Here is a 24,710-nt window from a genome sequence, read left to right as displayed (position 1 = left end):
CCGCGCTGACCAGTAGATCGGGACGCTTCGCTTTACCGATATACAGTCGCCCTCGCCAGCAGCCGGCTCGTCTACGGCCTGGCCTGCGGTGATGCCCGGCACGGGGGCGTCGCATCCAAGGACGGCCCCGGACACGACGATGGAAACGACGGGGGAACCGCCAGCGGGCCACCTCCGGTCAACCCACTCGCCGACACCTAGCCCCACCACCAACAGGCAGGAGAAATACGATCCAGGTTGCCTTCAGAGATTACTTTTCCGAATGTCGGCGACAGTGGCCGGACCTGCCCGCTCAAGCCTCTATTTGCAAAACCCAAGCCTGATTGGTCTGTGGAAGATGTAACCGGCCACCGATGGGCGCTCGGTACGAAGACCGTCCTTGAATCTCAGAAGAGCTGTAGCTGATCATGTGAGTCGGGTTCCTCAGACAAGGCTGCAGCCGCCAGATCCGGATCCAGGTCCCGCTCCAAATCCTTACCCTGGGCATCCTGGTCCAGGATTCCACAGACATCCAGCTCGTCGGCCACCTCCTCTTCCGCGAACATAGGAAGAACATAAGCCTGCGCGAGGCCGGCGAGATGGAGGGGCAGTGGGAGGGAGAGTGCGGCAGCGTAATCGGGGGCTTGACGCAACTGGTGCATCGCGAGAGCGAGCGCCTCGGGCTCGTCAGGCTTGTGAATCTGCTGATCCTCAACGCCGTTCTCCGGGTGGCATCCGAGCACGGCGATTTCCACAAGTGTCGGGTTCCAAGCGCCAGTCCCGGCTTGAGACGTCAGATTCCCCGAGGCATTGACGCGCATGGCAATCCTGTCAAGCGCGGGTGAGATCGCAAACGATCCGGGCCGCTCCGTGGTGCTGTAGAAGATCCGGTCGTCCGGCGACCGCCGCTCCCTGTCGTTGACGGTCTGGGCCCAGAAACCAGCCGGCTGGCCATGAGGCTTGCCGGGCTCAGCCAGTCCCCACCATTGTGCTGACTCCCGCCCAGTACGTCCGCGCACCCGAACGAGCCGCAGCTCGTCGTCGAGCCGACCGGCTGGTGCGTGCCCCGTCTTCACCAGGTCCCGAACCACTTGGTTGTCCTGCAGCCAGGGCCAGTGAAGCCTGCTGTTCTGCGCATGCATGACGAGCACCGTGGGGTCACCGCGCAGCGAGTGCAGCATGCGCTGGAGGAAACTTGCCGTTTCCTGACGCTGCTGAGCCAGGTTGGTACGCCATTGCTTGGAGGTGACCCTGGGAATGTCAGTGTCCGTGCCGTCGCGCTGGCCGGGAATAGGCAAGGCAGGTTCCGAATAGGCACTGGGATCGATCTCTGCCTTCTTCACCAGGCCGAGAAGGAAGTCAGGGTAGGGAATCCAGGCGCAGGCATCGTCGTCCCAGCCGCGTACAACAGCGAGGTTCTCCATCTCCGGATGCGGGGAGACCAGCACGGCGACCGGCAAATGCTTCGGAAGGCGGGTCGGACCGTCCTTGCGTCGCTTGACCATCCACAGGGCAGCGTATTGGAGCCGGTCAGGGAGATCGCCGCCAAGTGTGTGCCGGGGCAGGACGCGCACTCCGAGCTGGCGCAGACCGTCGCTCCAGGCACTATGGGCGCGGTGATCCAGGTTGTCGGCGTTTTTGATGTGCCGGTCCGTGGACGGGGTGACGACGAACTGGGTCAGCTGCCCGGCGTCGGCGCAGCCGAGCCGGATGGCGAACTTCGGGTCCGTCTCGTTCGGCCGAAAGGTGCGGCGGTGCGCGATCTCCACCAGTGTCAGCCCGGGCTGAGAACTATTGGCTCCGTCCTCACGCAGCCAGTTACGCAGCGCACGGCGGCGCTCCGTGACGGCGTCGGCGATCCTGGCGCCCTTGCTCTTGGCCTGCGCTTTGAAGATCAGGCGGTCGCCGAGCCCTTCCACCAGAGGCAGGCAGCGCAGCCGTAGCACGAGTTCCGGTGTGTGCCATTGCAGAATTACCGGCGCGCCCGGCCTGGCCTCGTCGAAGGTCTGGTCCGTGGTGGGCATGGTGCTCATACCTCCGTCGCCATCGAGACCGAGAGCCTTCGCGAACGCCTCGATGGAATGACGCAGTACCTCTTGGGTCTGCCAGAGCAGTCTGGCCTCCACCACAGGCAGCTCGGCCCCCCGCTCGACGCCCGGTTCCGGGACGCGAGACACGGTTGCGAGGGCGGTGCGCCTGGCCACGGCGGCTCGCAGCTCCTCCGCCTTCTTCGCCGCGTCGCCCCGCGGCTTCGGCCTCCGGTTCGCGGGAGCGCCGGTTCCCCGGCCCCGGCCGCGCACCAGGTCAGGAACGCGTGCTATGCCGTCGGGCAACGCCTGCTCCGCCCATTCGGTCAACTGCGCCCTCTGATCGGGCATGAGGCCGGGCCCTACTTCGTGGCCGCCCATCCGCGTGCTGTGCACCACTGCGGCTCGCACTCCGGGCCCCTCCCCCATCCAGGCAGTCGGCTCCGACAGCAGCTGCCCGGGATCTGGAAAATGGCCGACAACACTGAGCCGGTGCAGTATCCCCGCCGGGTCGTTCTCGACCCAGGTGAACGTATCGGCTGCGTGGTCGCGCCTCAGGCGGGCCAGGGCATGACGCTCGGTGGCCGGCGCTCCCGGCAGCCAGGGAATCTTCGGCCGGAGGTAGACAGTAGTGGCGTCTCGATAGGAGAGGTGCAAGCGCTTGCTGTCCGCCCTCGGGTGCGTCGCCCAACGTCGAACTCCCCAGTGCAGATGGAGCCGAGGCCGGGGGTCGAACGGTGTGGTGTGCAGGGAGATGTTGAGGATGATGGAGAACCACCACTCTTTTCGCTTGATGGTCCGGCACAGCGGCTGGGACATCAGCTCCGCCCCTTGGTCGCGAGGGCCCCGGGGCAGTGCCCGAAAGCACAGTTCGCCACCTTCATAGGGATAAGGGTCCAATGCCAGGATGCGACGCGCCAGCGCATCCGTGGCCAGCTGGAACTGCCTGGATTCCGGAGCGGCCGTTCCGCCATCAGTGGGTGCGGTGCCCAACAGGTCAACCCCGGTCACGTTCTGCCACGTGGGCAGATCCCGCTTCAACTCGGCGCTGCAGCCGAGCAACAAAGATCGAAAGCCGGGATCGTGTTCGGCTTTCTTGGGCCCGAGGGTGCGCAGCCAGGCGTCCAGCATCTGTCCCAGGGTGCTGCCGGGGAGTGGATCGGGCGACTCCGCCGGCACGTACATCCAGAAGTCCTCTGCGGGCATGGGCCCGTCACCGACGGGCGGACGCGGACGCGGCCTGACGATCACGTCGGGCGCAAGTGTCTGCAGAACTCCGTCCAGACGCCGGGTGGGAACAGTCTTGTGCCGTTCCTCCCCTTCACGTCCATGGTTGTGCAACTCCAGAAGTCCCTCATTCCAGTGTTCGGGGAACCGGAGCGCGCGGAAGTTCTCAGTCCATGGCTCCGCGCCCTCGGCCAGGTGGTAGGCGGCTCGGCGGATCTCTTTGTACATCCTGGTTCCTCAAGGAAGGTGGGCGGCATTGCGTGGGCTATTCAGGAGTGAGCTCGCATCTGCGGCTGCGTGAAGTCCGCACTTGACTCGCTCGGTTCGAGGCTCGTTCGATCAGTTCGGCCTGGGCCGATGCGGTTCGATTCCGCACAGCGCCTCGTACAGCGGGCGGTAGAGCAGTCTGACCAATGAAGGGTCGGCCGGGTCCGGGAAGACGCCGGTATCGCTGTCGGGGGCGAAGTAGGTGGCGAGCACATCACGCAGCCGGATCAGCAACCCCGGGTCGTCGAGCCAGCGTGGGCGCCGGTTCGCTGGAAGGGAGCGAGCCTGGGCGGCGGCGAGCCGGGGAGCGAAGGCAGCGTCCACGAACACGACCCGTGCGGGTACGCCCCCACGGACCAGACGCCCGATCACCTGCCAGATGGTGACCAGTTGGTCCCAGGCGAAGGATTCCTTCTCGGCATCGGAGAGCGCCGAGTAGATGTACGGGCGTGACAGCAGGTGCCGCCACACGCCGCGAGCCTTCGTACGAAAGGCACCACCCGCGTCGTTCAGACCGTCGGCCTGACTCACCAGCTCGCTGAAGGTGCCCTGTGGCAAGCCAGGCTGGTCGCGCACAAAACGTGCGGCCCAGTCGTTGATGGCGAAGACGGCGAGCGAGAGGTCGTCGGGGCGAGGATGTGGACGAACCAGGAAGAACACCGTCCCGAAGGCAGCCACCCGCTCCTCGCCGGGGCGCTGTGGAACCGTCAGGATGTTGTGTCCGCGCTCGACGGCGAGGAGCGGCGCTACCAGGAGTTCGGCGTCCGGGTCATCCGCGAAGGAAGCAAGGTCACCCCGGCGCACCGCTCCGGTCCGGTGCGCCGACCTGCCGACAGGCAGCTCACCCTCGACAGCGTTCTCGAGCTCGGCGTCATCTGCCACAAGTACGCGTACCCGGCCCCGCCAGCGTGGAATCTCATCGAGAAGATCGGCCGCCACCGACGCATCGCGATAACTTCCCACGAGCAACAGCGCCCGCCGACGGCGCTCATCCCGGACCTGCGCCAGTTCGCCTTGGAGAGGGCTCGCACTGCCATCCCGGCCCGGCCGGGCGAGTTTGTGCACCAGCAGGCGGAGGACGTCCTCCCGCTTCTCGGGATCCTGTCCCGACAGGCGGATCGGGAGCCCTGAGTCGTCGAACAGGAACTCGGTGCGGAACACGGTGTCGCGGATCGAGCGCAGCTCTTTCGGCTGAGGCTTGAGCACGGCTTGTACCGGAGCGAGCACATGGGCGCGAGTGGATGTGCCCGCCCAACTGGTGCCGGACATCAAGAGCACGTGTGGGCCGGGCCCATGCCGTCCGGGGTCGGCACCGAGCCGAGGAAGGGACAGAAGGAGTTCACGGCCAACGCCGGCACACCGGAAGAAACGCAGCGTACCCGTGCGACGTCCATCGCGGTCCCATGGGTTGCGAAGTTCGTCGAGCAGGTACTGGAAGCCGAGCACATTGCCCATCGGCGCCTCAGGCAGCAACGGAGCGTAGTCGAGCGGCGGGCGCCGGGTCAGCTCGTGTCCGCCCGGGTCGAGTCGCAGAGCCGCTTCCACTTGCGGCCACAAAAAGGTGACACGATCCAGGCGCTGGTGAAGAGCGGCGAGAATAAGAGTGAACTCCAAGCGCAGTGCGTTGAGTTCGAGCCATTCCTCGCTGAAGCGGCGAGGTGTCTTCAACCCATTTTTCTCACTTTTCGAGGCCGCAGTCTGCTCGTGCTTCCCCTCGGATGGGGTGGATGTCACAGATTTCCGTGGTCTCGGCGCTCCAACGAGCAATGTGTCCAGCAGGGCACGGACCCGCCTGCGCGTGTGTTTTTCGTTGAGAGTGTGCAAGAGGTCGTGAGTGAGCCGAACCAGTGTGTCCGTGGCCGTTCCATACGGTCCGCGGTCGCCGAGAGGATCGTCGCGGAAGGCGTCGAACAGGTTGTTCACTTCCTGGCGGCGAGCCGCCCAGGGGATGTCGGCGGCAGCAGTCGCCTCGGCGGCACCTTCCCCCAGCCTCTCGTCATCCTCGTAGAGATCGGCTTCGTCCTCGATATCCGGATCGATTTCGCCGCGCTGGTCGGTGATGTTTTCCTGATCGGGTGCGATGTCCTGGTCAGAGGGAGTCGGACGCGTCGGGTACCAGGTGTGGAGCAACTTCTCCTGAAGGGTCCAGGCACTGAAGTAGTCGATCTGTACCCAGTCCCGAAGCTCCTTGTCTCCAATGAGCATCGCGTACAGCCGGTCGGCCGCGGAGCCGACCACGTCGAGAGCCGCGGACCAGCGCTCGACGTCCTGGTCGGAGAGTTGCAGTCGGCCCTGCCGGGCCAGCTCGGCGATCTCATGCGTTTGGAGCTGGTCGAGCCAGGATTCGGGGCCTGTGGTGACCAACGTCGCCGAGGGCGCGAACATCTGGTCGAGCTGCATCTGGACCCGGTCGGCCTCGTCCACGATCACGATGTCGCTACGCAGGCAGGCGAGTTCCAGATAGCGAAGACGTTCCGCATTGAGCTGGCGCGGCACCGCCGTCTGTACCAGGCTCGCGGGGTTGGCCACCCAGATGAGCGCGTCCACGAGATCACGCGCGGCCGAGTGCCGTGGGCAGGCACCCCAGATCGGGCAGGCGTGGGGGTCCCGCAGTTCCTCGGTGTCCGACGTCTCGGCACCCGCGTCGTCCGATCGTGCGCCGCGAGCCTGCTGTAGTTCGCGGGTGGCCCGCGCGACGGAGGATTCGTCCGGTGCGGACTGCCGGTGGGCAGGATGCAGGCCGCCGCAGGGTGAGTCGGCGTAGCGGAGGGGCTCGGCCGCGTCCAGAGCGCGTTGCGCATCCAGGGGACATGCCGTGCTGAGATGGGTGAAGGTCCGGCTGGTGTGGGCCAGCAGGGAGTGGGCTCCGCGCGCTGCGAGCCGCCGATGGAGCCGCTGGGTGTGCTGCTGCCGTGTAGTACCACCCTGGACGAGCGAGGCGCGCAGCCCCAGGCCACGGAACAGGTCAGTGAGGGTGAGCTGCTCGGCGACGTCACCGACGACCAGAGTGATGCGCAGCTCCTTATGGTGAGCCCAGACGGCCAACAGGGTCATCAGGGTCGACTTTCCCGCGCCGACCATGCCCACCAGGTGGGTGAGCTGGTGAAGCGTCAGTGCTCGCGACTCCTCAAAGGCCGCCCCGTCCGCCGTACGCGTGTCGAGACCGAGCCTGGTCAACCGCTCATTCCAGTTACCGGGTTTGAGGCCGCGTCGGCCCTCTTCCGCATCCATCCAGCGGGCAGTAGCCGCAAGCTCGTCAAGAGGAACGCTGAGGGGGACGCCGCGCAGCCCGTCCGGTCCACTCGAAGGGCCTGGCTTCGTGCGGTTCGGGCGACCAGCATTGAGGTCATGGCCCGGCGCCGGTTCGAGGATCAGCTCGGCCGGTACCGTGACGGACGCGTGCCGACGTCGTTCCATGAACCGGTACGTACCCGCCGTGGCCTGTGGAAGGGGGTTCGTCGAGAATTCCGGGAGCCTGCCGAGTGCCGCGTCGTATACAGCGAATCGGTGCGCCGCCACGGGCGGGCTGACACTCCGGGCAGGCCCGCCGCCGGGCGGAACGCGGTAGGCACGCAGCCGTTCGGGCAGCTCCAGATACGCCTCCAGGCTCTGCTCCCACATGCGCCGTCGGCGCAGTGGCCACAGCAGATGGCGTGCGGCGGTGAGCGCCAGATGGTCGGCGGGCCCGGTGACGAGGCCGAGCGCCTGGGCGAAGGGGTACCCGCCGAGGAGCACCCACACCCCGTCGGCGGTCTGGCCGGGAGCGAGTCGTTCGAGGAGCCGCAGCCCGAGTTCGACCTGGCACAGCAGCGCGGGCTTTGTGGCCGCGTGTTCCTGTGGCCAGGGCTTGAGGTCGGCGGCGAGGTGCCGGTACCAGCTGCTGCGATCACGCATGGTCCGCTCCGTTCTCGGGCGTGGCGGGTGGTGCGATACGGGCGCCGGGCCCGCGTTCACCGCACAGCCGCGCACGTGCGGCTTCGATCAACTGGTCGTCCGTCAGCAGCCGCAGGCCGGCCGCGTGTGCGGGCCGTTTCTGGGCGAATACGTCCAGGTAGTCGCGACGGATCAGCACCCGGAAGCGCGGCACCACCCAGCAGGCCTCGTCGTAGGGCGGATCGGGTCGTACCGCTTCGGCCGCCCTGCCGAGGAATCCGGGGTGTGCCCAGTCCTTGACGTCGACCGCCCACACGTGGCTGTCGGGAAAGGTGATCCTGAGGTCATAGGCGTCGTAGCCGGGCCACATCTCGACCGTGAGCCCCAGCTTCCGCAGCTCTCGTTCGAGATCGACCTCTGCCCGTCCGGGCCCGGTGACGAACTGGCGCAGCGGTCGGCGGAGCTGGCGGAGCTCGCCCACCTCGGCGGCTTCGAGCAGACGGCCGTGAGGTGCGGCGCCTCGGTAGCGGCACTGGTCTCGCTCACACCACCAGCCGCCTTCCACCAGTGGCGTGAGCAGCGTCAGGCAGCGCCCGCAGCAGAGGTAGGCGCCATCCTTGCGGCAGCCGGCGGGGGCAGGCGCGTAGATCTCCTCGATCAGGAACCAGACCGGATCGAGGAAGAGATCGTTGCTCAGTTCGCTCCACTCCGCCTCGGTCAGCACGGGACGGGTGACGAGAAGCCTGCGGAAGGCGGTGTATGACTCGGGGGACGACGCGTCGCGGCAAGCACGCATGGCCTCATGGATCACCAGCCGGTCGTACTGCCGTCCGGTGCTGTCCCCCACTCCGTTGACGGCGAGTTCGTGGCAGAGTTGCGTGGGCTCCCCGGACTCCGCGTCGATCAACCGGTCCTCGGCCGCGAACAGCCTCTCCGGAATCCGGTCGAGTGGCCAGCTGCCCAGGGGGCGCGTACGGCACCAGCGGATCAACTCGGGCAGGCCGGACGGCGGCCGCGCCGCGGTGCGTAGGCATGCGAGGACCATGGCGTCCAGGGCCCGCTGGGCCTCGGCGGGGTAGGGCAGGGTGAACGAGTCGAGGTTTTCCACCCCGTCGAGCCGAATGACCGCCGTGGCCACATCGCGCACCAGCACCACGTCGGGATTGGCCAGCCAGTCCGGAACCAGTGGTCGGTCAGGCACGGCAGCTCCTGTCCTCCGCGTCACGATCGGTGTCCGTTCCGCGTGCGGAGGGGCCAGGGGCGGCCTGCGGTTGATCAGCAACGTAGGCGGTGCCCGGCTTGCACCACGTGCGCGCCTGACAGCTGTGGCAGTGTCGCCCGGTCCTGGGTTCGTACGACGTGTCGTCCAGAAGGGGCTGTGCGAGACCTGCGATGACCTCGCGGGCTTCGGCGACGTTCTCGGGCCGGTTGGGGTCGATGCGTTCGAGGCGGCAGGAGGCCCGATCCTCGCACAGGAGCTCGAACTCGACCCAGGAGCGACCCGGATCGGCGTCCAGCGCGCCGGCGGAGAACAGCAGGACGCCGAGTGCGAGCTGGGGATAGGCCCGCATCAGGGAGTGGCCCTCGAAAAGCGGCCTGGACGATGTCTTGGTCTCCCGCCAGATCAACCGTCCCCGATGCGAGTACACCAGGTCGGGCACGGCCAGGACGACGACGTCGAGCTCGGGCACGTACGCGGTCACCGGGTGCTGCACCAGCACTTTCTCATTCGGTCCGATCCCGTTCAGCGGGCACAGCGCGCGGTGTCCCTCCATCATGCGCACCGCGGCCCGGCCGAGCGTCGCGTCCAGGGCGAAGCCCGGCGGTATCGAAGAGGCGTCGGGCACCGGAAGGTCGCGGCACCCGCGGGCCGGGCGCACTCCGTGCCGCTCGTTGAGCCAGGCGTCCACGGCGCGGCCCCGGCGCGCTCCGTCGTTCTCCGTGGTCAGGTCGTCCAGATGCAGCTGCCGTACGAGGTGGTACTGAGCCGGGCACTCGCCGTGCAGCCGAAGGTCCCAGGCGGAGACCGAACGGCGGCGGCGCAGCGGCGCTCCGGGGATCCCACCCCACAGATCCGGGGTTCGGCGGAGTGCTCCGCACTGGCTGATGGCCTTGCACTCGACGCAGCTGGGCCCCGGCCGGGTACCGACCGCGGTGGCGGCCTCGTGGAAGGCGGGCGCCGCGTGGTTGGTGAACTGCTGCCGCATCTCGGCCTGCCCCCAGTCGAGCAGCGGGGTGACGGTGCCGTCCGCGCAGCCGAAGTCGAAGACGCGGACCCGATCCGGCAGCCTGCTGCTGTCGGTGGCGTCCACCGGCGGTTCGGTGCCACGTCGTCGGCGTGGCACCGGCGCGCCCAACGCCACGACGTACGCGACGGCCGCCTTCTCCGCAGCGGCCCGGTCCGGTTTGGCCCGCCCCAGAGAGGGGATCCACAGGTCCCGCACGGAGCCGTCCGCGGAGGCGTACTGACGGCCCCAGGTCGTGTGCTCGTACTGCCGCGCCCCGCGCGCGTCGGGGGCCTCCCGCTTCGCGGTGCGCACCGTCCAGCTCAGTCGGGCAGGAAGGGTCGGCGGGAGCCCGGCCGCACGCGCCGCACGCTGCTCCGCACTGCGGGCCGCGACGTACAGCTCGAGCGCCTCGACGGTCCACGCCAACAGGGCGGGATGGGCGGGTGCGCCGCGGCCGCGGAAGGGACCGTGGGTGCCGCGGAGTTCGTCGAGTACGCGCTCCAGTGGTCGGCCGTCGTGCTCCCACAGGTCAAGTGCCGCGAAGAGCGGCCCCGGCCCGAACTCCTCGCGCGGTGCGGGACGGAACGGTACGGGCGGGTCCGCGGTGAGCAGCGGCCGTACGGCGGTCCGCAGGTGAGTGGGGCATGCCGTCGGGTCAGGGCGAGCGATTCGGGAGCTCACCTTGACCAGCCAGCCGTGGCCGGTGGTCCCCGGCGGATTCTGCATCGTTCCCCCTGGTGAGGCCGTCATTGGGTAGAGACGTACGCGTCCGGCGATGAGTCACCGAACGCGTCACCCAGCATGACACCTAGTGTGAACTAAGTCCACACACATTACTCCGCGAAGATCTTTCACGGTACTCTGATGGGCTCCAGGCAGTGAAGGCGCGAAAAGGGGCGCAACGGTGGACACGGGCTCACAGGGGATACGCGTGGGAGAAGTCGTCGGCGGGCGCTATGAGCTGGCCGAGTCGATCGGCAAGGGCGGCATGGCCCAGGTCTGGCGCGCCAGGGACCTGGTGACCAGCCGAGATGTCGCCGTCAAGTTCCTGCGCCCAGACTTCGGGAATCTCCAGCAGCTCGACACCCGCGAGCAGATGGCCGAACACGACGTGCTCCGCGCCCGGTTCCGCCGGGAGGCGACGCTCCTGCGGCGGCTCGACCACCACGGCATCCCCGAGCTGTACGACCAGGGCTCGCACCAGGGAGCGCCGTATCTCGTGATGCGTTTCGTGACGGGTGTGACGCTGCACAAGTTCCTCGCCCAGCACGCCCCGGTGCCCCTCACCGTGGCGGTCGCCGTAGCCGTACAAGTGGCGGACGCCATGGCCTGCGCACACACGCTTCCGGTGGTGCACCGGGATCTGAAACCGCAGAACATCATGATCTCCGACGACGGAGTGATTGCCCTCCTCGACTTCGGCATCGCAAAGCCGCTGGGCATCGGCGTCACGCAGTACACGAGACACGGCTCGACTCTCGGTAGCCGTGGCTACCAGGCACCTGAACAAATCCTGGAGAAGGAGCCGACCACATGTACGGACATCTACTCCTTCGGTTGCGTCTGCTACGAGCTTTTCGCCGGTCGGCCGCCGTTCGTCATGGATGAGACCCGAGGCCTGGTCGAGCAGCATCTGAAGGTCGATCCGCTGCCGCCGGGCCTGTACGCGGCCGGGGTCCCCGAGGTCCTGGACGACCTGATGCTCCGTATGCTCGCCAAGGATCCGGAGCAGCGGCCCACCGTCGGCGAAGTCCTCGACGTTCTGCGCCCGCTGGGCCCCCGCCCGGGCGACCCCGAGCCGCAACCACGGCTACGCCCCGATCCGACGGCGCCCCTCCGGCAGCCTCGGGACAGCCCGGTGGAGCGTCAATCCCAGGCGCCCGCCCCGACGGCCTCCGACTCACACACGGACCCAGACGGGGAATGGCTCAACGCGCATGTCGTGGAGAGGCTCTGCGCGGCGGCCGAGCGCGAGATCCACGAGGGAGACCCGGATGACGCGGTTCGGCACCTGGCGGGTCTCGCCGACCGGGCGCGCGCGGAGTGGGGTTCGCGACGCCCCCTGGTCCGCCGCATCTGGGAGCTGGCGGCCGAGGGGCTCCGGCTGGCCGGTGACTGTGGCGGTGCGGCGCGCTTCTACCAGGGCATCGCCGACGATCTCGTGCGGGGCGACGGTCCGCAGGAGCGGGCGGATCGGGCGGTACTGCGGCTTCGTGTCGCCGAGTGCCGCCTCGCTTTCGGTGAGATCGAGGCGGCGATCGGCGTGGTGGAAGTGGCCGGGCACGTGGCTGCCGGGCTGCCCATGCCGCTGGCCTCGCACGTGGAGAAGGTACGCCGCGAGGTCGACACGGATATCACCGAACGGCTCGCCGATCCAGGTGCTGCTCAGGGGTGACGAACCGCGCGGCTGGTGCTCGGTGGAGTCCGCAAGCCCCCGACCGCGCCGGTACCGAGGGCCCGGGCGGCAGAGGCAGCAGGGGCCGAGGGCCTCATACAGTGCCTGCCAGCCGACCCGCGGCCAGCTCGTCGCTGAGGTCATGCACGAGCCCGCCGCCGAGGGCGTTCAGCCGGGTGATGAGTCTTTCGAATGCGGCCACCTGCTGGAAGGCCTCGCTGTACTGCCGCTGCTGAGCCAGCGGAACCTGGCGCACCTGAAGTTTCCGTACGTCCACCCGCGAGGAGCTGGATGCGTGCGTGCCGGCCTGCCGTGCGTTGGCGGGTGCTCTCAGGGAACCGGCGAGGAACCAGGCGTCGAGTTTGTCGGGGTGAACGCGCAGCGCGTACAACTGGGGCCCCAGTGCGAGAGGGCTGCCCTGGTGCACCCAGGCCGAAAACGCCCGAGCCACGCCCGCGACCACGACGTCGCCCGGTTCCGCGACGGCTGCGCCGGCCGCCTCGGCGTCCGCCATGGAGAGCCAGCTGTGGGGTTCACCGCCCAGGAGCAGGTCGGGGACCGTGAGCAGGGACACTCCGCCGTCGGCGGGCTGTCCCTCGCAGACGGTCCCGTTCGCGGGCTGCTGCCCTCCGCGAAGCGTCAGCGCGCCGGCTCGGGCGAGTTCACCCACGGTCGCCGTCGGCTGGGTGCCGGTCTCGGCATCCGAGAGGGCCAGCGCGGCAAGGCGTTCGCCGGTGTCCCCGATGTCTGCGACGAGCTTGCCGAACTCGCTCCAGGAATCGGACAGTCGAGGGCCGTCGCCGGAGGCTCTGGGGGTGATATGGCGTCCTGGTGTGAGATCCACCTCGTCATCGAGGAGATCGATGACGGGCACGGCGGCGACGCACTCCGACAGAGCGTGCTCCGACGAGACCGACTCCCTGTCTTCCGCCGGGCTTTCTTGGCCGACCGCGTCGACGGCTGATCGGACGAAGGCGCCGAGCGCTTCCCAGTCCGGTACGGAGTCCCGGGCCGAGACCCGTGGGAAGCGGGCGACGCCGTCGGCGAGCAGCAGCTCGCCCGCGCCCTGCGCCGTTTCCCCGGTCGCGGGCATCCGCAGGATCCACAGGTGCAGGGACACGCTGTGCGGCGCCGCGCACCCGGGAGGCAGCGCCACGACGGCCCGCAGCTGTCCGGTGCGCAGCAGTGACCCCCGGATACGCCGCCCGGCCCTGCGGGTCGCCACGGCGGGCGGGAGCAGGACGACGGCGGTCCCCCCGGGGCTCAGCCGGGCGAGGCAGTGCTGGACCCAGGCGAGTTCGGGCTCGGTGCGCGGCGGCATTCCATGGGCCCACCGCGCGTCCGTGGCGAGCTCTTCGTACCCCCAGTCGCGTTCGTTGAAGGGCGGGTTGCACAGCACCAGATCCGCGCGCGTGTCGGCGAATGGATCGGCGCGCAGGGAGTCGGCCGTTTCGACGTGAGAAGCCGGCTCGACATCGGTGGGTCTTGGCAGCAGCGCGAGGCGGGCGCCCGCGAGTTCGGCGAGTACCGGATCACGGTCGCATCCGATCAGCCTGGCCGGAGAGTTTCCCGAGGCCGCGGCCAGCAGATGCCCGGTGCCGCAGGCAGGGTCGAGGACCGTCAGGGAACCGCCGCTGGCGTCACTCACGGCCCGGCCCCGGGCCCGGAGACGGATCGCGAGTTCGGCCATCAGCTCGGCCAGCGGCGCAGGCGTGGTGCTGATCTGCCGCACATGGACGTCGAGCCAGCGCCGCAGCAGGAACTCGAAGGTTTCCGCCGGGCCTTCGCGCCGCCCGAGTTCCAGCGCCTTGCCGACCAGCTCCCGCGCGGGGTCCGACAGCTCGGCCAGGTCCGCCGGGCCAAGTGAGCCTGCTGCCTTCCGTTTTCCCCCGGGGCCGCACATCAGCCGCCCCGCGGCTGCGACCGCCAAACCTGTCTCGTCGCGGCTGCCGAGTGCCTCGAACCGGGGCCAGAGCCATTCGCGGCCCGCGGCGTTCTTGAGTTTGTTGTTGTCGCGCAGCCATGCCTCGATCTCGGCCAGCGAGAACTGCGGACTGAGGTCCGTGCCACCGATCCGGTCCGGAAAGGACTCGTGCCGGCGGCGCCAGTTGCTCACCGCGGCACGCCCGACACCCGCGAGCCGGGCGATTTCGGCCAAGGTCACCGGCACGGCGCGTGACGACGTCATGTGGACTCCCAGGCGATACGGATCAGAGTGGCCTGTCAGGCCCTGTAGGTGTACGCAAAACAAGCCATCGCATCCCCGCCCCTGGCCAGGCTACTACGACCATTGACTTTGTTCACAGCCCGATGGGCAGAAATGGCCGGTGGTTCGGCCGTACGATCGCTCCCCCACGCACGGACTGACCGCACTCGGGAAGGAAGGTCATGCGCGCCGACCGTGAAGGAGCGGTACTCGGAGACCGCTACCGGCTGGAACGTCCCCTGGGCCGGGGCAACATGGGGCGAGTCTGGAAGGGCACCGATCTGCGCCTGGGGCGGGCGGTCGCCGTCAAGACGGTCATCATGGACGCGTATACGCTCGCCGACGAGAGGGACCGCGAGCGCCTCCAGCTCCGATTCGAGCGCGAGGCCCGGGCGGCGGCGAGGCTCGACAGCGCGAACGTCGCGACCGTCTACGACGCGGACGTCTCCGGCGACCTGCGCTGGCTCGCGATGCAGCTGGTCGACGGAGCGACCCTCGGCGAGCTTCTGGACGAGTGGGAGCGCCTCGATACGACGGCGGCCGTCGCGGTGGCGGCTCAGATCTGCTCAGGCCTGGCGGCGGCGCACGCCGCGGGACTGGTGCACCGGGACATCAAGCCGGAGAACGTGATGGTCCGCCGCGACGGCGTGGTGAAGATCCTCGATTTCGGGCTGGTGAAGGTGGTAGCGGGGGACGGCTCCCGGCTGACCACGACCGGGCAGCTCATCGGCAATCTCCGGTACGCCTCTCCGGAGCTTCTCAGCGGGTTCCCGGCCCTGGATGCCCGCAGCGATCTCTACAGCGTCGGCTGTCTGCTGCATCATCTCCTCGCCGGCACCCCGCCCTTCCCTTCCAAGGTGGCAACGGCCGTGGCGAGCGGGCATCTGCACGAATCCCCGCCCACTCTCGCCGAACTCGGCGTGGACACGCCCGTACAGCTCCAGGCACTGGTGTCCGCGCTACTGGCCAAGGAGCGCGAGAACCGCCCGGCCTCCGCGACCGAGGTCTACGGCGCCCTGGGCCCCTGGCTCCCCGCCCCTTCCGTCGGCCCCGCCGCCTTGCGAAGCTTCGGCCCCGAGGATCCGCGACGCCCCTTCGTACTGCCGCAGGGCCCGTACCCGGTGTGATCGCCCCGTCACGGCACGGGGGAGAATGAAAGGACAGGCGAGTGTCCGCCCGTGCGGAAAAGGCCACCGAAACCCGGGAGTTGGGTGTGAGAGGCACGTTCGAGGAGCGCTACCGGCTGCGAAACCGCCTTGGCAAGGGTGGGATGGGCGAGGTGTGGGCCGCGGAGGACCTGCAGCTCAACCGACTGGTGGCCGTCAAGTTCCTCAGTTCTCACGGCGAGCCCGGAAATCTCCCGCGCCTGGAGCGGCGATTCGAGCGGGAGGCTCGGCTCACCGCCCGGATAGGCCATCCGAGCGTGCCGACGGTCCACGGGACCGGCCGCCGCGAGGACAACAGCCTGTACATCGCGATGGAGCTGGTGGACGGCAGCACTCTGTCCGAGCTGCTCAAGAAGAAGGGGCCCTTCCCCATTCAGCTCGCCGCGGCCGTCGCCTTCCAGACCGCGGACGTGCTGACGCACGCGCATCGCATCCGTGTGATCCACCGCGACCTGAAGCCCTCGAATCTCATGCTCACCCCGAACAACACGGTCAAGGTGCTCGACTTCGGTATCGCCACGGCGCTGGAACCCGACCCGGGCGAGACGCCGCTCACCAGGTCGGGCGAGACGCCCGGCACACCCGGCTTCATATCACCCGAGCAGGCCCGCGGCCAGAAGGTCACCGCGCGCAGCGACCTGTACGCGTTCGGCTGCGTCCTTTACGAGATCGTGGCCGGGAAGCCGCCCTTCGAACTCCCCAAGGGCGCTGCTCCCATCGTTCTGACCTTGAAACACATGAACGAGAAGCCTGTCCCGCTGACCGAGCGCCGCCCCGACACGCCCCCGGCGTTCGCGGACCTGATCATGCGGCTGCTCGCCAAGGAGCCCGAGGAGCGCCCCTCGCCACAGGAAGTCCAGGACGTGGCCCGGACATGCATGGACCAGCAGCCGACCGCCCTCCTCCGCCGGCTGTTCGCCCCCACCGGGCCTCGACCGGAACCCGTAGCCAAGGGCGAAGTCCCACAGGCCCCGCAGCCGTCGGCCACCGTCACCGAGCGCGTCCGGGCACTGGCGGACCGGGGCGAGCACGCGACAGGGGCTGCCCTCCTCGGCGAGCACCTGCGCGGACTGCGCCGCCCCCTCGACGACCCGGAGCTCGTACCCCTGCGGCTCACCCTCTGCGAACTGCTGCTCGCCTCCCAGGACTTCACGCGCGCATACGACGCCTACTTCACCCTGGGCGGCGCGCTGCGCAAGCGGCGCCCGAAGACTGACCGGGACATCCTCACCTGTCGCGCGGGGACCGCCCGGTGCCTGGGCGAGCTCGGCCGCACGCCGGAGGCGCTGCACGAGTTCGAAGCGCTGCTCCCGGTCCAGCAGCACGTCTTCGGGGCGGTGGACCCCACCGTCTTCGACACCCGGTACGAGATCGCCGCGCTCACCGCGCGCGGGGGCCTCATCCAGGCGGCCCGCGACCAGCTCGGCGGCCTGGTCGCGGATCAGCACCGGGTCCTTCCCGCCTCGGACGAGCGGCACGCCCGCGCCGACGCGCTCCTCGTGCGCCTCGACCGCCTGATCACATCCGCATAGCCAGATCACAGCAAGCGACTGTGAACTATGTTCACATCATCCTTTCTCGGTTACCCTTCCTGCACGGTCTGGCTCCACCGCGTGTCGTGAATTGCGTAGGGTCAATGCCGTACATGAGGGCGTATACCGGCCATGGAGGAGAGGCGGCACCATGACACAGGCGGCTCAGCGGAGGCGCACCACGGCCGCGGACGCATCGGACCGGCTCCCCGAGGAGGGCGACCTGGTCGAGGTGCGCGGGCAGAGCTGGGTGGTCGCCCGAGTCGAGCCGGCTCCGCCCGCGAGCGGACGTGCCGCGACCCTGGCCCATCTCCAGTCAGTCGCCGACGGCCGCTTCGGGGACACGCTCTCCGTCATATGGGAGATCGAGCCGGGGCGCAGAGTCCTGGACCGGGGATCGTTGCCCGACGCCTCCACCGGCCGCTTCGACCCGCCCTCGCGGCTGGCCGCCTTCCTCGACGCCGTCCGGTGGTCGGCGGTGGCCTCCGCCGACGTGCGCACCCTCCAGGCTCCTTTCCGTTCCGGCGTCGCCGTCGAGCCCTACCAGCTCGAACCCGTTTCCCGCGCCGTCGGCGCCCCCCGCGTCAACCTGCTCCTCGCCGACGACGTCGGCCTCGGCAAGACCATCGAGGCCGGTCTGGTCGTCCAGGAGTTGCTGCTGCGCAGCCGGGCACACCGCGTCATGATCGTCTGTCCCGCGGGCCTGACCTTGAAGTGGCGCGACGAGCTCCACGACAAGTTCGGCCTCGACTTCACCATCGTCGACTCCGAGCACTGCGCACGGCTGCGCCGCACGCACGGCACCGCCGCCAATCCGTTCCGCGTGCACCCCCTGACCATCGTCTCGCTGCCCTGGCTGCGCGGCAGCAAGGCCCAGCGCCTCCTGGACGAGGTGATCCCCACCCGTGACGAGGCCACGGACGACTCGGCCCGCCCGCGGCGCTTCTTCGATCTTCTCGTCCTCGACGAGGCCCACCATGTCGCGCCCGCCGCCCCCAAGCAGGTGTACGCGGTCGACTCCCAGCAGACCAAGCTGATCCGGCGCCTGGTGCCGCACTTCGAGCACCGCCTCTTCCTCTCCGCCACCCCGCACAACGGCTACCCCGAGTCGTACACCGCGCTGCTGGAGCTCATCGACAACCAGAAATTCGCCCGCGGTGTCGATCCCGACAAGGAAGCACGTGACGAGACGGTCGTCCGCCGCCTGAAGTCCAATGTCACCAACCCGGACGGCACGCCCCGCTTCCGCACCCGCCGGACCCGTGAGATCCCCGTCGAGTACACCGGCCTGGAGCGCGAGGTGCACGGCCTGCTGAGCAGCTTCGCCGATCTGCGCAGGAACCGCATGACCCCGAAGGCCCGGGGCGGGCGGCGCGCCGCTGACCTCGTCACCCTGCTGCTGAAGAAGCGGCTGTTCTCCTCCCCCGCCGCTTTCCTGCACACCGTCCAGATCTACCTCTCCCACCTCGACGACACCCAGGGCCGCCCGCGGTCGGCCGCCGCCGAAGTCCCCGACTGGCTGGAGGACTTCGCCGACCTCGCCGCCGAACTCGATGACCTGGGCCTCGCCGATGCCGAGGACGACGCCCTGACCCGCTCCACCAGCCTCACCCCGCACGAGGACGGCGAGGAACTCAACCTGCTGCGGCAGATGGAGCGCTGGGCGCTCACCCACCAGGCCGCCGCCGACTCCAAGGCCGACGCGCTGATCAGCGACCTCAAGGCCATCTGCCGCCCCGATCAGCACTGGACCAACGAACGGGTCGTGGTCTTCACCGAGTACCGCGACACCCAGAAGTGGCTGTTCGGCCTGCTCCAGCAGCACGAACTCACCGACGGCGGCCGGGTCTCGGTCCTGCACGGCGGGCTGAACGCCGAACAGCGCGAGCAGATCCGGCTCGGCTTCCAGGCGCACCCCGCCACCGAGGAGGGGAAGGTCCGTATCCTGCTGGCCACGGACGCGGCCAGCGAGGGCATCGACCTGCAGAACCACTGCCACCGGCTGTTCAACTACGACATCCCCTTCAACCCCAACAAGCTGGAGCAGCGGATCGGCCGCGTCGACCGGTGGGGCCAGAAACGCGACCCGGAGATCAGCCACTTCATCGGCGCCGGCTGGGAGCAGGCCAAGGCCGGCTCCTACGAGGCCGACCTGGAGTTCCTCTCCCGTGTCGCCCGCAAGGTCGCGCGCATGGAGGAGGACCTCGGCTCCGTCAACGCCGTCATCTCCGACGCCGTACAGCGCCGCATGACCGGTGACCAGACCCCGGTCGACATCGAGAACGCCAAACCGAAGCAGATCGCGGGGCGGAAGAACACCGGCGGCACCATCGCCGCCGAGCAGAACGTCACCGCCCAGGCCAAGCGGCTGGCCGACCAGTACCAGGAGACGGTCGACACCCTCGGCCTGACCCCGGCCAACATCAAGCGCGTCGTCGACACCGCCCTCGCACTCGACAACCAGCAACCCCTCACCCCGCACCACAGCGAGGACTTCGACGGCGGCCTGTACGAGGTCCCGCCCCTGTCGGGCACCTGGGAGCGCGCCACCCGGGGCCTGGCCCACAAGCTGCGCCCGGCCGAGCAGCGCCCCGTCACCTTCGACCCGCGGATCGCCGCCCAGGGCCGCGACGACCTCGTCCTCGCCCACCTCAAGCACCCGCTCGTCGCGCTCTCCACCCGGCTGCTCACCGCCGCCGTGTGGAACGCGGACAGCGTCGGTCTGCGCCGCGTCACGGCCGTCGTCAGCGACCATCCCGAGATCAGCACCACGCTGGTCTCCGCCTACGCGCGCTATGTCCTGGTCGGCGTCGACGGAACCCGCCTGCACGAGGAGATCCTGTACGCGGGCGGCTGGTTCGGCGACACCGGCCGCTTCCGCCGCTGGGACTCCGTACGCACCCAGGGCTCGGCCCTGGCCCACGCCCTCACCGAGGGCACCGAGGCAGCTCCCGCACTGCGCCAGGAACTGACCGACGCCTGGCCCCGGCTCAACGGCCCGCTGTACGAGTCACTCGCCGCCCGTGCCCGCGAACGCCGGGCCTCCCTGGAAGGCGCCCTCAGCACCCGGCGCAAGCAGGAAGAGGACCGGATCACCACCACCCTCGACCGCTTCGAGGCCACCCTGCGCGCCAAGCTCAAGGAGGAGGGCGACGACGACAACGAGCAGATCGCCCTCTTCGGCACCCGCGAGGTGACGACCGCGGAACAGCGCCAGTACCGCGAGGACCGCGAGCGCTGGCAGGCCCGTGTGGAGTCCCTCGCGGCCGAGCGGAAACGCGAGCTCGCCACCATCGCGGCCCGCTACCGCGAGCCGCGCTCGCACCTCTTCCCCGTAGCCGTCGTCTTCGTCGTCCCCACAAAGGAAGCCCGCCGATGAGCCCCCGTCCCGCAGCCTCCAAGGGCCTCGCCGCAGCCAAGGCCAAGGCACTCGACGGCCGCTCCCAGCACCAGGAGTGGCTGGACCTCACCGAGGTCTCCGGCCCCTTCCTCACCATGCCCGTCCTGCTCCGGGCCTGGCCCCAGCTCGACGCCGTCGACAAGGACCAGCGCGCCCGGCTGCGCGCCCACCACGCCGACTGGCAGACCGACACCACGGCCGGCCGTGACGCATGGGTGGCACATGTGCTGCGCTCGCTCCTCGAATGGGGCGACGCGCTGGTGCTGCGCCAGAGCGAGGCCGAGGACGTACCGGACCTGGCCCTGGACCGCTTCACCCTCGACGTGCCCGAACACGGCGTCCACCTGCGCGCCGACTTCGCCCTGGCCGAACCGGGCACCGACCTCGCCGCCGAACCGGACGTGAAGTCGGCCGCCAAACGCGTACGCGTCCTGGGCATGACCCTGCCCAGCGGCACCGTGCCCACGGCCCGCCCGAAATGGGGCGACGACTGGTCGGCGAGCCCCGCCGACCGCCTGGCCCGCTTGCTGCGCCACCACGACATCCCGCTCGGCCTGCTCACCGACGGCCGCTGGTGGTGCCTGGTGTGGGCACCGGCCGGCGGCGTCACGACGACTGCCGTCTTCGACGCCATCAACTGGAACGAGGCCGCCGAACGCAACGTCGTCCGGGCTTTTGTCTCCTTGCTGCGCCGCCGCCGCTTCTTCGAGTACGCCGAGCCCGAAACCCTCGTCGGCCTCATGAAGGAGAGCCTGGCCGCCGGCGACGAGGTCACCGACGCCCTCGGCGTCCAGGTCCGCCAGGCCGTGGAACTGCTGGTGGACGCGATCGGCCGCGCGGACGCGCGGTTGATGGAACACGGCGCGCCCGGCCTGCGCGCAAGCGGGGTCGGGGCGGGCGAGGTGTACCGCGGCGCGGTCGCGGTGATGATGCGCGTCGTCTTCCTGCTGTTCGCCGAGGAGCGCGGACTGCTCCCCGCGGACAACGAGGTGTACGCACAGTCGTACTCGGCCCGCTTCCTGCGCGCCGAACTCAAGGCGCGGGCGGACGCCGAGGGCGAGGCCTCCCTGGAACACACCACGGCGGCCTGGCACCGCCTGATCGCCCTGTTCCACGCGGTGCACGACGGCGTGCGGCACCCACAGCTCAAACTGCCCGCATACGACGGCTCAATCTTCGACCCCGACACCTACCCGTGGCTGGAGAAGGGCTTCCCCCTCCTCCCGATCGACGACCGCACCGTCCTGCACATGCTCCAGTCCGTCCAGGAGGTCCGCGTCGGCACGGGCAGGCAGCGCGAGACCCGCACCCTCAGCTTCCGCGCGCTCGACGTCGAGCAGATCGGCTACGTGTACGAGGGCCTGCTCTCGTACGACGGTGAGCGCGCCGTGGAGACGATGGTGGGCCTGATCGGCCCCGCGGGCATGGAACACGAGGTGCCGCTGCGGGAGCTGGAGTCGCTGGCGGCCTCGGTGAAGGACACCAAGGCCCTGGCGAAGAAGATCCACGACACATGGAAGGACCCCAAGCCGCCGGCGAGCGTGGCCAGGCTGGAGAAGCTGCTCGCCCCGGCGAAAGGCGAGGCCGCGGCGGAGGCGAAGCGGCTGCTCCAGGCCGCGAGCCGGGACGCGGCCCTGACGGAGCGCCTGCTGCCGTTCTTCGGCCTGCTGCGGCGGGACCTGCGGGGCCTGCCGGTGGTGATCGCGGCGGGCTCCCTGTTCGTGACGGAGTCGTCGCTGCGGAAGAACACGGGGACGCACTACACCCCGAGGACGCTGGCCGAGGAAGTCGTCAAGCACGCGCTGGAGCCCCTGGTGTATGAGCCGGGGCCGCTCCAGACGGCGGACGAGAAGAAGTGGGTGCCGAAGTCGGCTAAGCAGATCCTCGAGCTGAAGGTCGCGGACATCGCGATGGGGTCGGCGGCGTTCCTGGTCGCCGCGTGCCGGTATCTCGGTGACCGGCTGATCGAAGCGTGGGTGCGGGACGGCCGCGAGGACGCGGTCGCGTACCGCGCCGGGCGGCCCGTCGACGAGGTGACGGCCGCGGACTCGGAGTCCGACCCGGTGGTCATCGAGGCCCGGCGCCAGATCATCGAGCACTGCCTGTACGGGGTGGACATCAACCCCATGGCAGTGGAGATGGCCAAGCTGTCGCTGTGGCTGGTCTCGATGGACCCCAAGCGCCCGTTCACCTTCCTGGACGACCGGCTGGTGGCGGGGGACTCGCTGCTGGGGGTCACCTCGCCGGACCAGTTGAAGGCGGTGCACCTGGATCCGGGGAAGGGCGACCTGCTGGGGGCGGCGGCGAATGTTGAGGATCTGGTGGGCGAGGTGGTGGAAAAGCGGCACGACATCACCAAGATAAAGGGCAACGGGCCGGAGGCTTTGGCGAAGAAGCGGAAGCTGCTGCGGGAGGTGCGGCAGATGTCGGCGAAGCTCCGGTTGGTGGGGGACCTGGTCGTGGGGGCGGCACTGGCCACGTGTGCCTCGGGGCGAGTGCCCTGGTATGAGGCGGACGGTGGCGAGCGGCTGCGGGATCTGTTCCCGATGGCGGCTCGGGTGGCTCGGGGGGTGGTGGCCGTACCTGAGGCCGAGGTTGAGGACTCGGAGGTGGTGGCTGAGGCGCGGAGGCGGGCCCGGGAGTGGCTGGCCAGTGAGCTGCCGGAGGGGGGTATGCGGCGCGTGCCGGTGCATTGGCCGTTGGAGTTCGCGGAGGTGTTTGCCGAGCGGGGTGGATTTGATGCGGTGGTGGGGAATCCGCCGTTTTTGGGTGGGCATAAGCTGACAGGAGCACTGGGGGAGGCGTATCGCGAATACGCGATCGATTATCTCGCACAGGGTAAGCGCGGCAAGGCCGATCTAGTGGCATACTTCACATTGCGAATCCACGCATTGCTCAACTCCGCTGGACAAGCGGGATTGATTGCCACGAATACTCTCGCCCAAGGAGATACACGCGAGACCGGGTTGGACCAACTAGTGGCAGAAGGAGTGGAGATTCGACGGGCAGTCAAAAGTGCTCGATGGCCATCCCGATCTGCGATGCTGGAATACTGCGCAGTTTGGATAAGCAACAAGCGAGTGGCTGATGGCGTCGTACGCATTCTTGGCGACCTGGCACTCCCATCGAAAATCACCACTTCATTGAACCCAGCAAGCCGAGAGCACTCATGGGTCGAGCACCTAGCAGCCAGTAGCGGCATTTCATTCGGCGGCTACAAACCGGACAGCATCGGCTTTACAATGCCTGAAGCGATGGCACGCCGCTGGCTAGCCGAGGATGAGAGTTACAGGGACGTACTATTTCCATACGTCAACGGCCATGATGTGAACAACCACCCAACCCACGGCTCAGATCGCTGGATCGTTAACTTTCACGAATGGGAAGAGGAAAGCGCAAAAAAATACCCCCGCGCATTCGAGAAACTACTCGCCGACGTAAAGCCCGAGTGCGAGCAGCGAAACCAGAAGTCCTACGCTGGCTGGGTAGATCGCTGGTGGCAGTATTGGCGCCCTCGTGGCGAGATGACGCGCGGGTTGGCGGAGCTCGAACAGTGCATCGTCATCACCGCTGTCAGCAAAGTTGTGATGCCGGTTCTGGTCTCGACGAATCAAGTCTTCTCACATGCTTTGAATGTGTTTACTTCTGATGCTCCAGCACTCCTAGCTCTACTCAGCTCCGCTCCCCACTATTGGTGGGCCATCGATCGCGCCTCCACCATGAAGGGGGACCTTCGCTACACTCCTACAGACGTTTTCGAAACCCTCGTTCGCCCGAATCTTACTGATCTCCTCCATACCACTGGAATCCACCTCAACGAGTTCCGCCGCGAACTCATGATTCGCCGCAACATCGGCCTGACCGCCACCTACAATCTCGTCCACGACGAGTCCTGCCAAGACACTGACATCGTCGAACTCCGCCGTATCCACGAGGAGATTGACAAGGCCACCGTTGATGCCTACGGATGGCACGACCTCCTGGACAAGAGCGGAGCGACACCGCCCGCCGACCCCACCCACCAAACCGTTCCGCTCGACCACGGCTTCCACGAGACCGACCAGGGCACCCGATACACCATCGGCCTCCTCGCCCGCACCGAAATCATCGACCGGCTCCGCCAACTCAATCACCAGGCGTACGCCGACGAGGTGCTCCTCGGACTTCACAAGGAGCCAAAGGAGCACCCCGACATGCCGCGACCGTCAGCCGAAGCCTGGCGGAAGAAAGCGGAACAGGCCAGGAAGTCCGCTGTGGTCGACTTCGAAGATGGAACACTCTTCCGGCCCGAGGGCACCATCTTCTGAGCTGCCCCGGGATTTACGGAGTCCGCGATCGTATGATCAAGCGGTCTGTGGGGGTTCCTCGTGTTGCGCCCGGTACGCCTGCTCGTACTCGTCCGGCGGAACG

At 68.6% G+C, this 24,710-nt stretch carries 10 protein-coding genes; 5 read left to right on the top strand and 5 right to left on the bottom strand.

Annotated features, from left to right (window positions below; genetic code table 11):
- Window positions 1-386: 386 nt before the first annotated feature.
- The 4 genes from NQU54_RS22345 to NQU54_RS22330 all read right to left on the bottom strand — a co-directional run bounded on the left by NQU54_RS22345 (window position 387) and on the right by NQU54_RS22330 (window position 10,327).
- Entirely contained in the window at window positions 387-3,461 is a 3,075-nt protein-coding gene (locus NQU54_RS22345) for a pPIWI_RE module domain-containing protein (protein WP_257632613.1), read from the bottom strand.
- 111 nt (window positions 3,462-3,572) lie between these two features.
- Window positions 3,573-7,394: a pPIWI_RE_Z domain-containing protein gene (locus tag NQU54_RS22340; protein WP_257632612.1), complete on the bottom strand. Its 3,822-nt coding sequence runs from the start codon at window positions 7,392-7,394 to the stop codon at window positions 3,573-3,575.
- Window positions 7,387-8,574, bottom strand: a complete 1,188-nt coding sequence (locus NQU54_RS22335) for a pPIWI_RE_Y domain-containing protein (RefSeq protein WP_257632611.1) — start codon at window positions 8,572-8,574, stop codon at window positions 7,387-7,389. Before NQU54_RS22335 ends, NQU54_RS22340 begins: the two co-directional genes overlap by 8 nt.
- On the bottom strand, window positions 8,567-10,327 hold the full coding sequence (locus NQU54_RS22330) for a PD-(D/E)XK nuclease family protein (RefSeq protein ID WP_257632610.1): 1,761 nt from the start codon (window positions 10,325-10,327) through the stop codon (window positions 8,567-8,569). Before NQU54_RS22330 ends, NQU54_RS22335 begins: the two co-directional genes overlap by 8 nt.
- Window positions 10,328-10,532: 205 nt before the next feature.
- Here NQU54_RS22330 and NQU54_RS22325 point away from each other — a divergent pair, with 205 nt between their 5' ends.
- Complete coding sequence (locus NQU54_RS22325) at window positions 10,533-11,996, top strand: serine/threonine-protein kinase (protein ID WP_257632609.1); 1,464 nt, start codon at window positions 10,533-10,535, stop codon at window positions 11,994-11,996.
- A gap of 94 nt (window positions 11,997-12,090) precedes the next feature.
- Here NQU54_RS22325 and NQU54_RS22320 read toward each other — a convergent pair whose 3' ends face one another.
- Window positions 12,091-14,184, bottom strand: a complete 2,094-nt coding sequence (locus NQU54_RS22320; RefSeq protein WP_257632608.1) for an N-6 DNA methylase — start codon at window positions 14,182-14,184, stop codon at window positions 12,091-12,093.
- 200 nt (window positions 14,185-14,384) lie between these two features.
- Between NQU54_RS22320 and NQU54_RS22315 the strand changes: the two genes are divergently transcribed.
- The 4 genes from NQU54_RS22315 to NQU54_RS22300 all read left to right on the top strand — a co-directional run bounded on the left by NQU54_RS22315 (window position 14,385) and on the right by NQU54_RS22300 (window position 24,607).
- Window positions 14,385-15,329 carry a serine/threonine-protein kinase gene (locus tag NQU54_RS22315; protein WP_257632607.1) on the top strand — a complete coding sequence of 315 codons (945 nt, stop codon included), beginning with the start codon at window positions 14,385-14,387 and terminating at the stop codon, window positions 15,327-15,329.
- An 86-nt stretch (window positions 15,330-15,415) separates the two neighbouring features.
- Window positions 15,416-16,900, top strand: coding sequence for a serine/threonine-protein kinase (locus NQU54_RS22310; RefSeq protein WP_257632606.1), 1,485 nt, complete (start codon window positions 15,416-15,418; stop codon window positions 16,898-16,900).
- Window positions 16,901-17,051: 151 nt separating this feature from the next.
- Entirely contained in the window at window positions 17,052-20,279 is a 3,228-nt protein-coding gene (gene drmD, locus NQU54_RS22305; protein ID WP_257632605.1) for a DISARM system SNF2-like helicase DrmD, read from the top strand.
- A complete protein-coding gene (locus tag NQU54_RS22300; protein WP_257632604.1) occupies window positions 20,276-24,607 on the top strand; it encodes an Eco57I restriction-modification methylase domain-containing protein in 4,332 nt (1,443 codons plus the stop codon). The genes drmD and NQU54_RS22300 overlap by 4 nt, the downstream gene beginning before the upstream one ends.
- Window positions 24,608-24,710 lie beyond the last annotated feature (103 nt).

The organism is Streptomyces malaysiensis subsp. samsunensis (assembly GCF_024519315.1).
Classification (GTDB): Bacteria; Actinomycetota; Actinomycetes; order Streptomycetales; family Streptomycetaceae; genus Streptomyces; species Streptomyces malaysiensis.
This window is presented reverse-complemented; position numbering and strand designations above follow the sequence as displayed.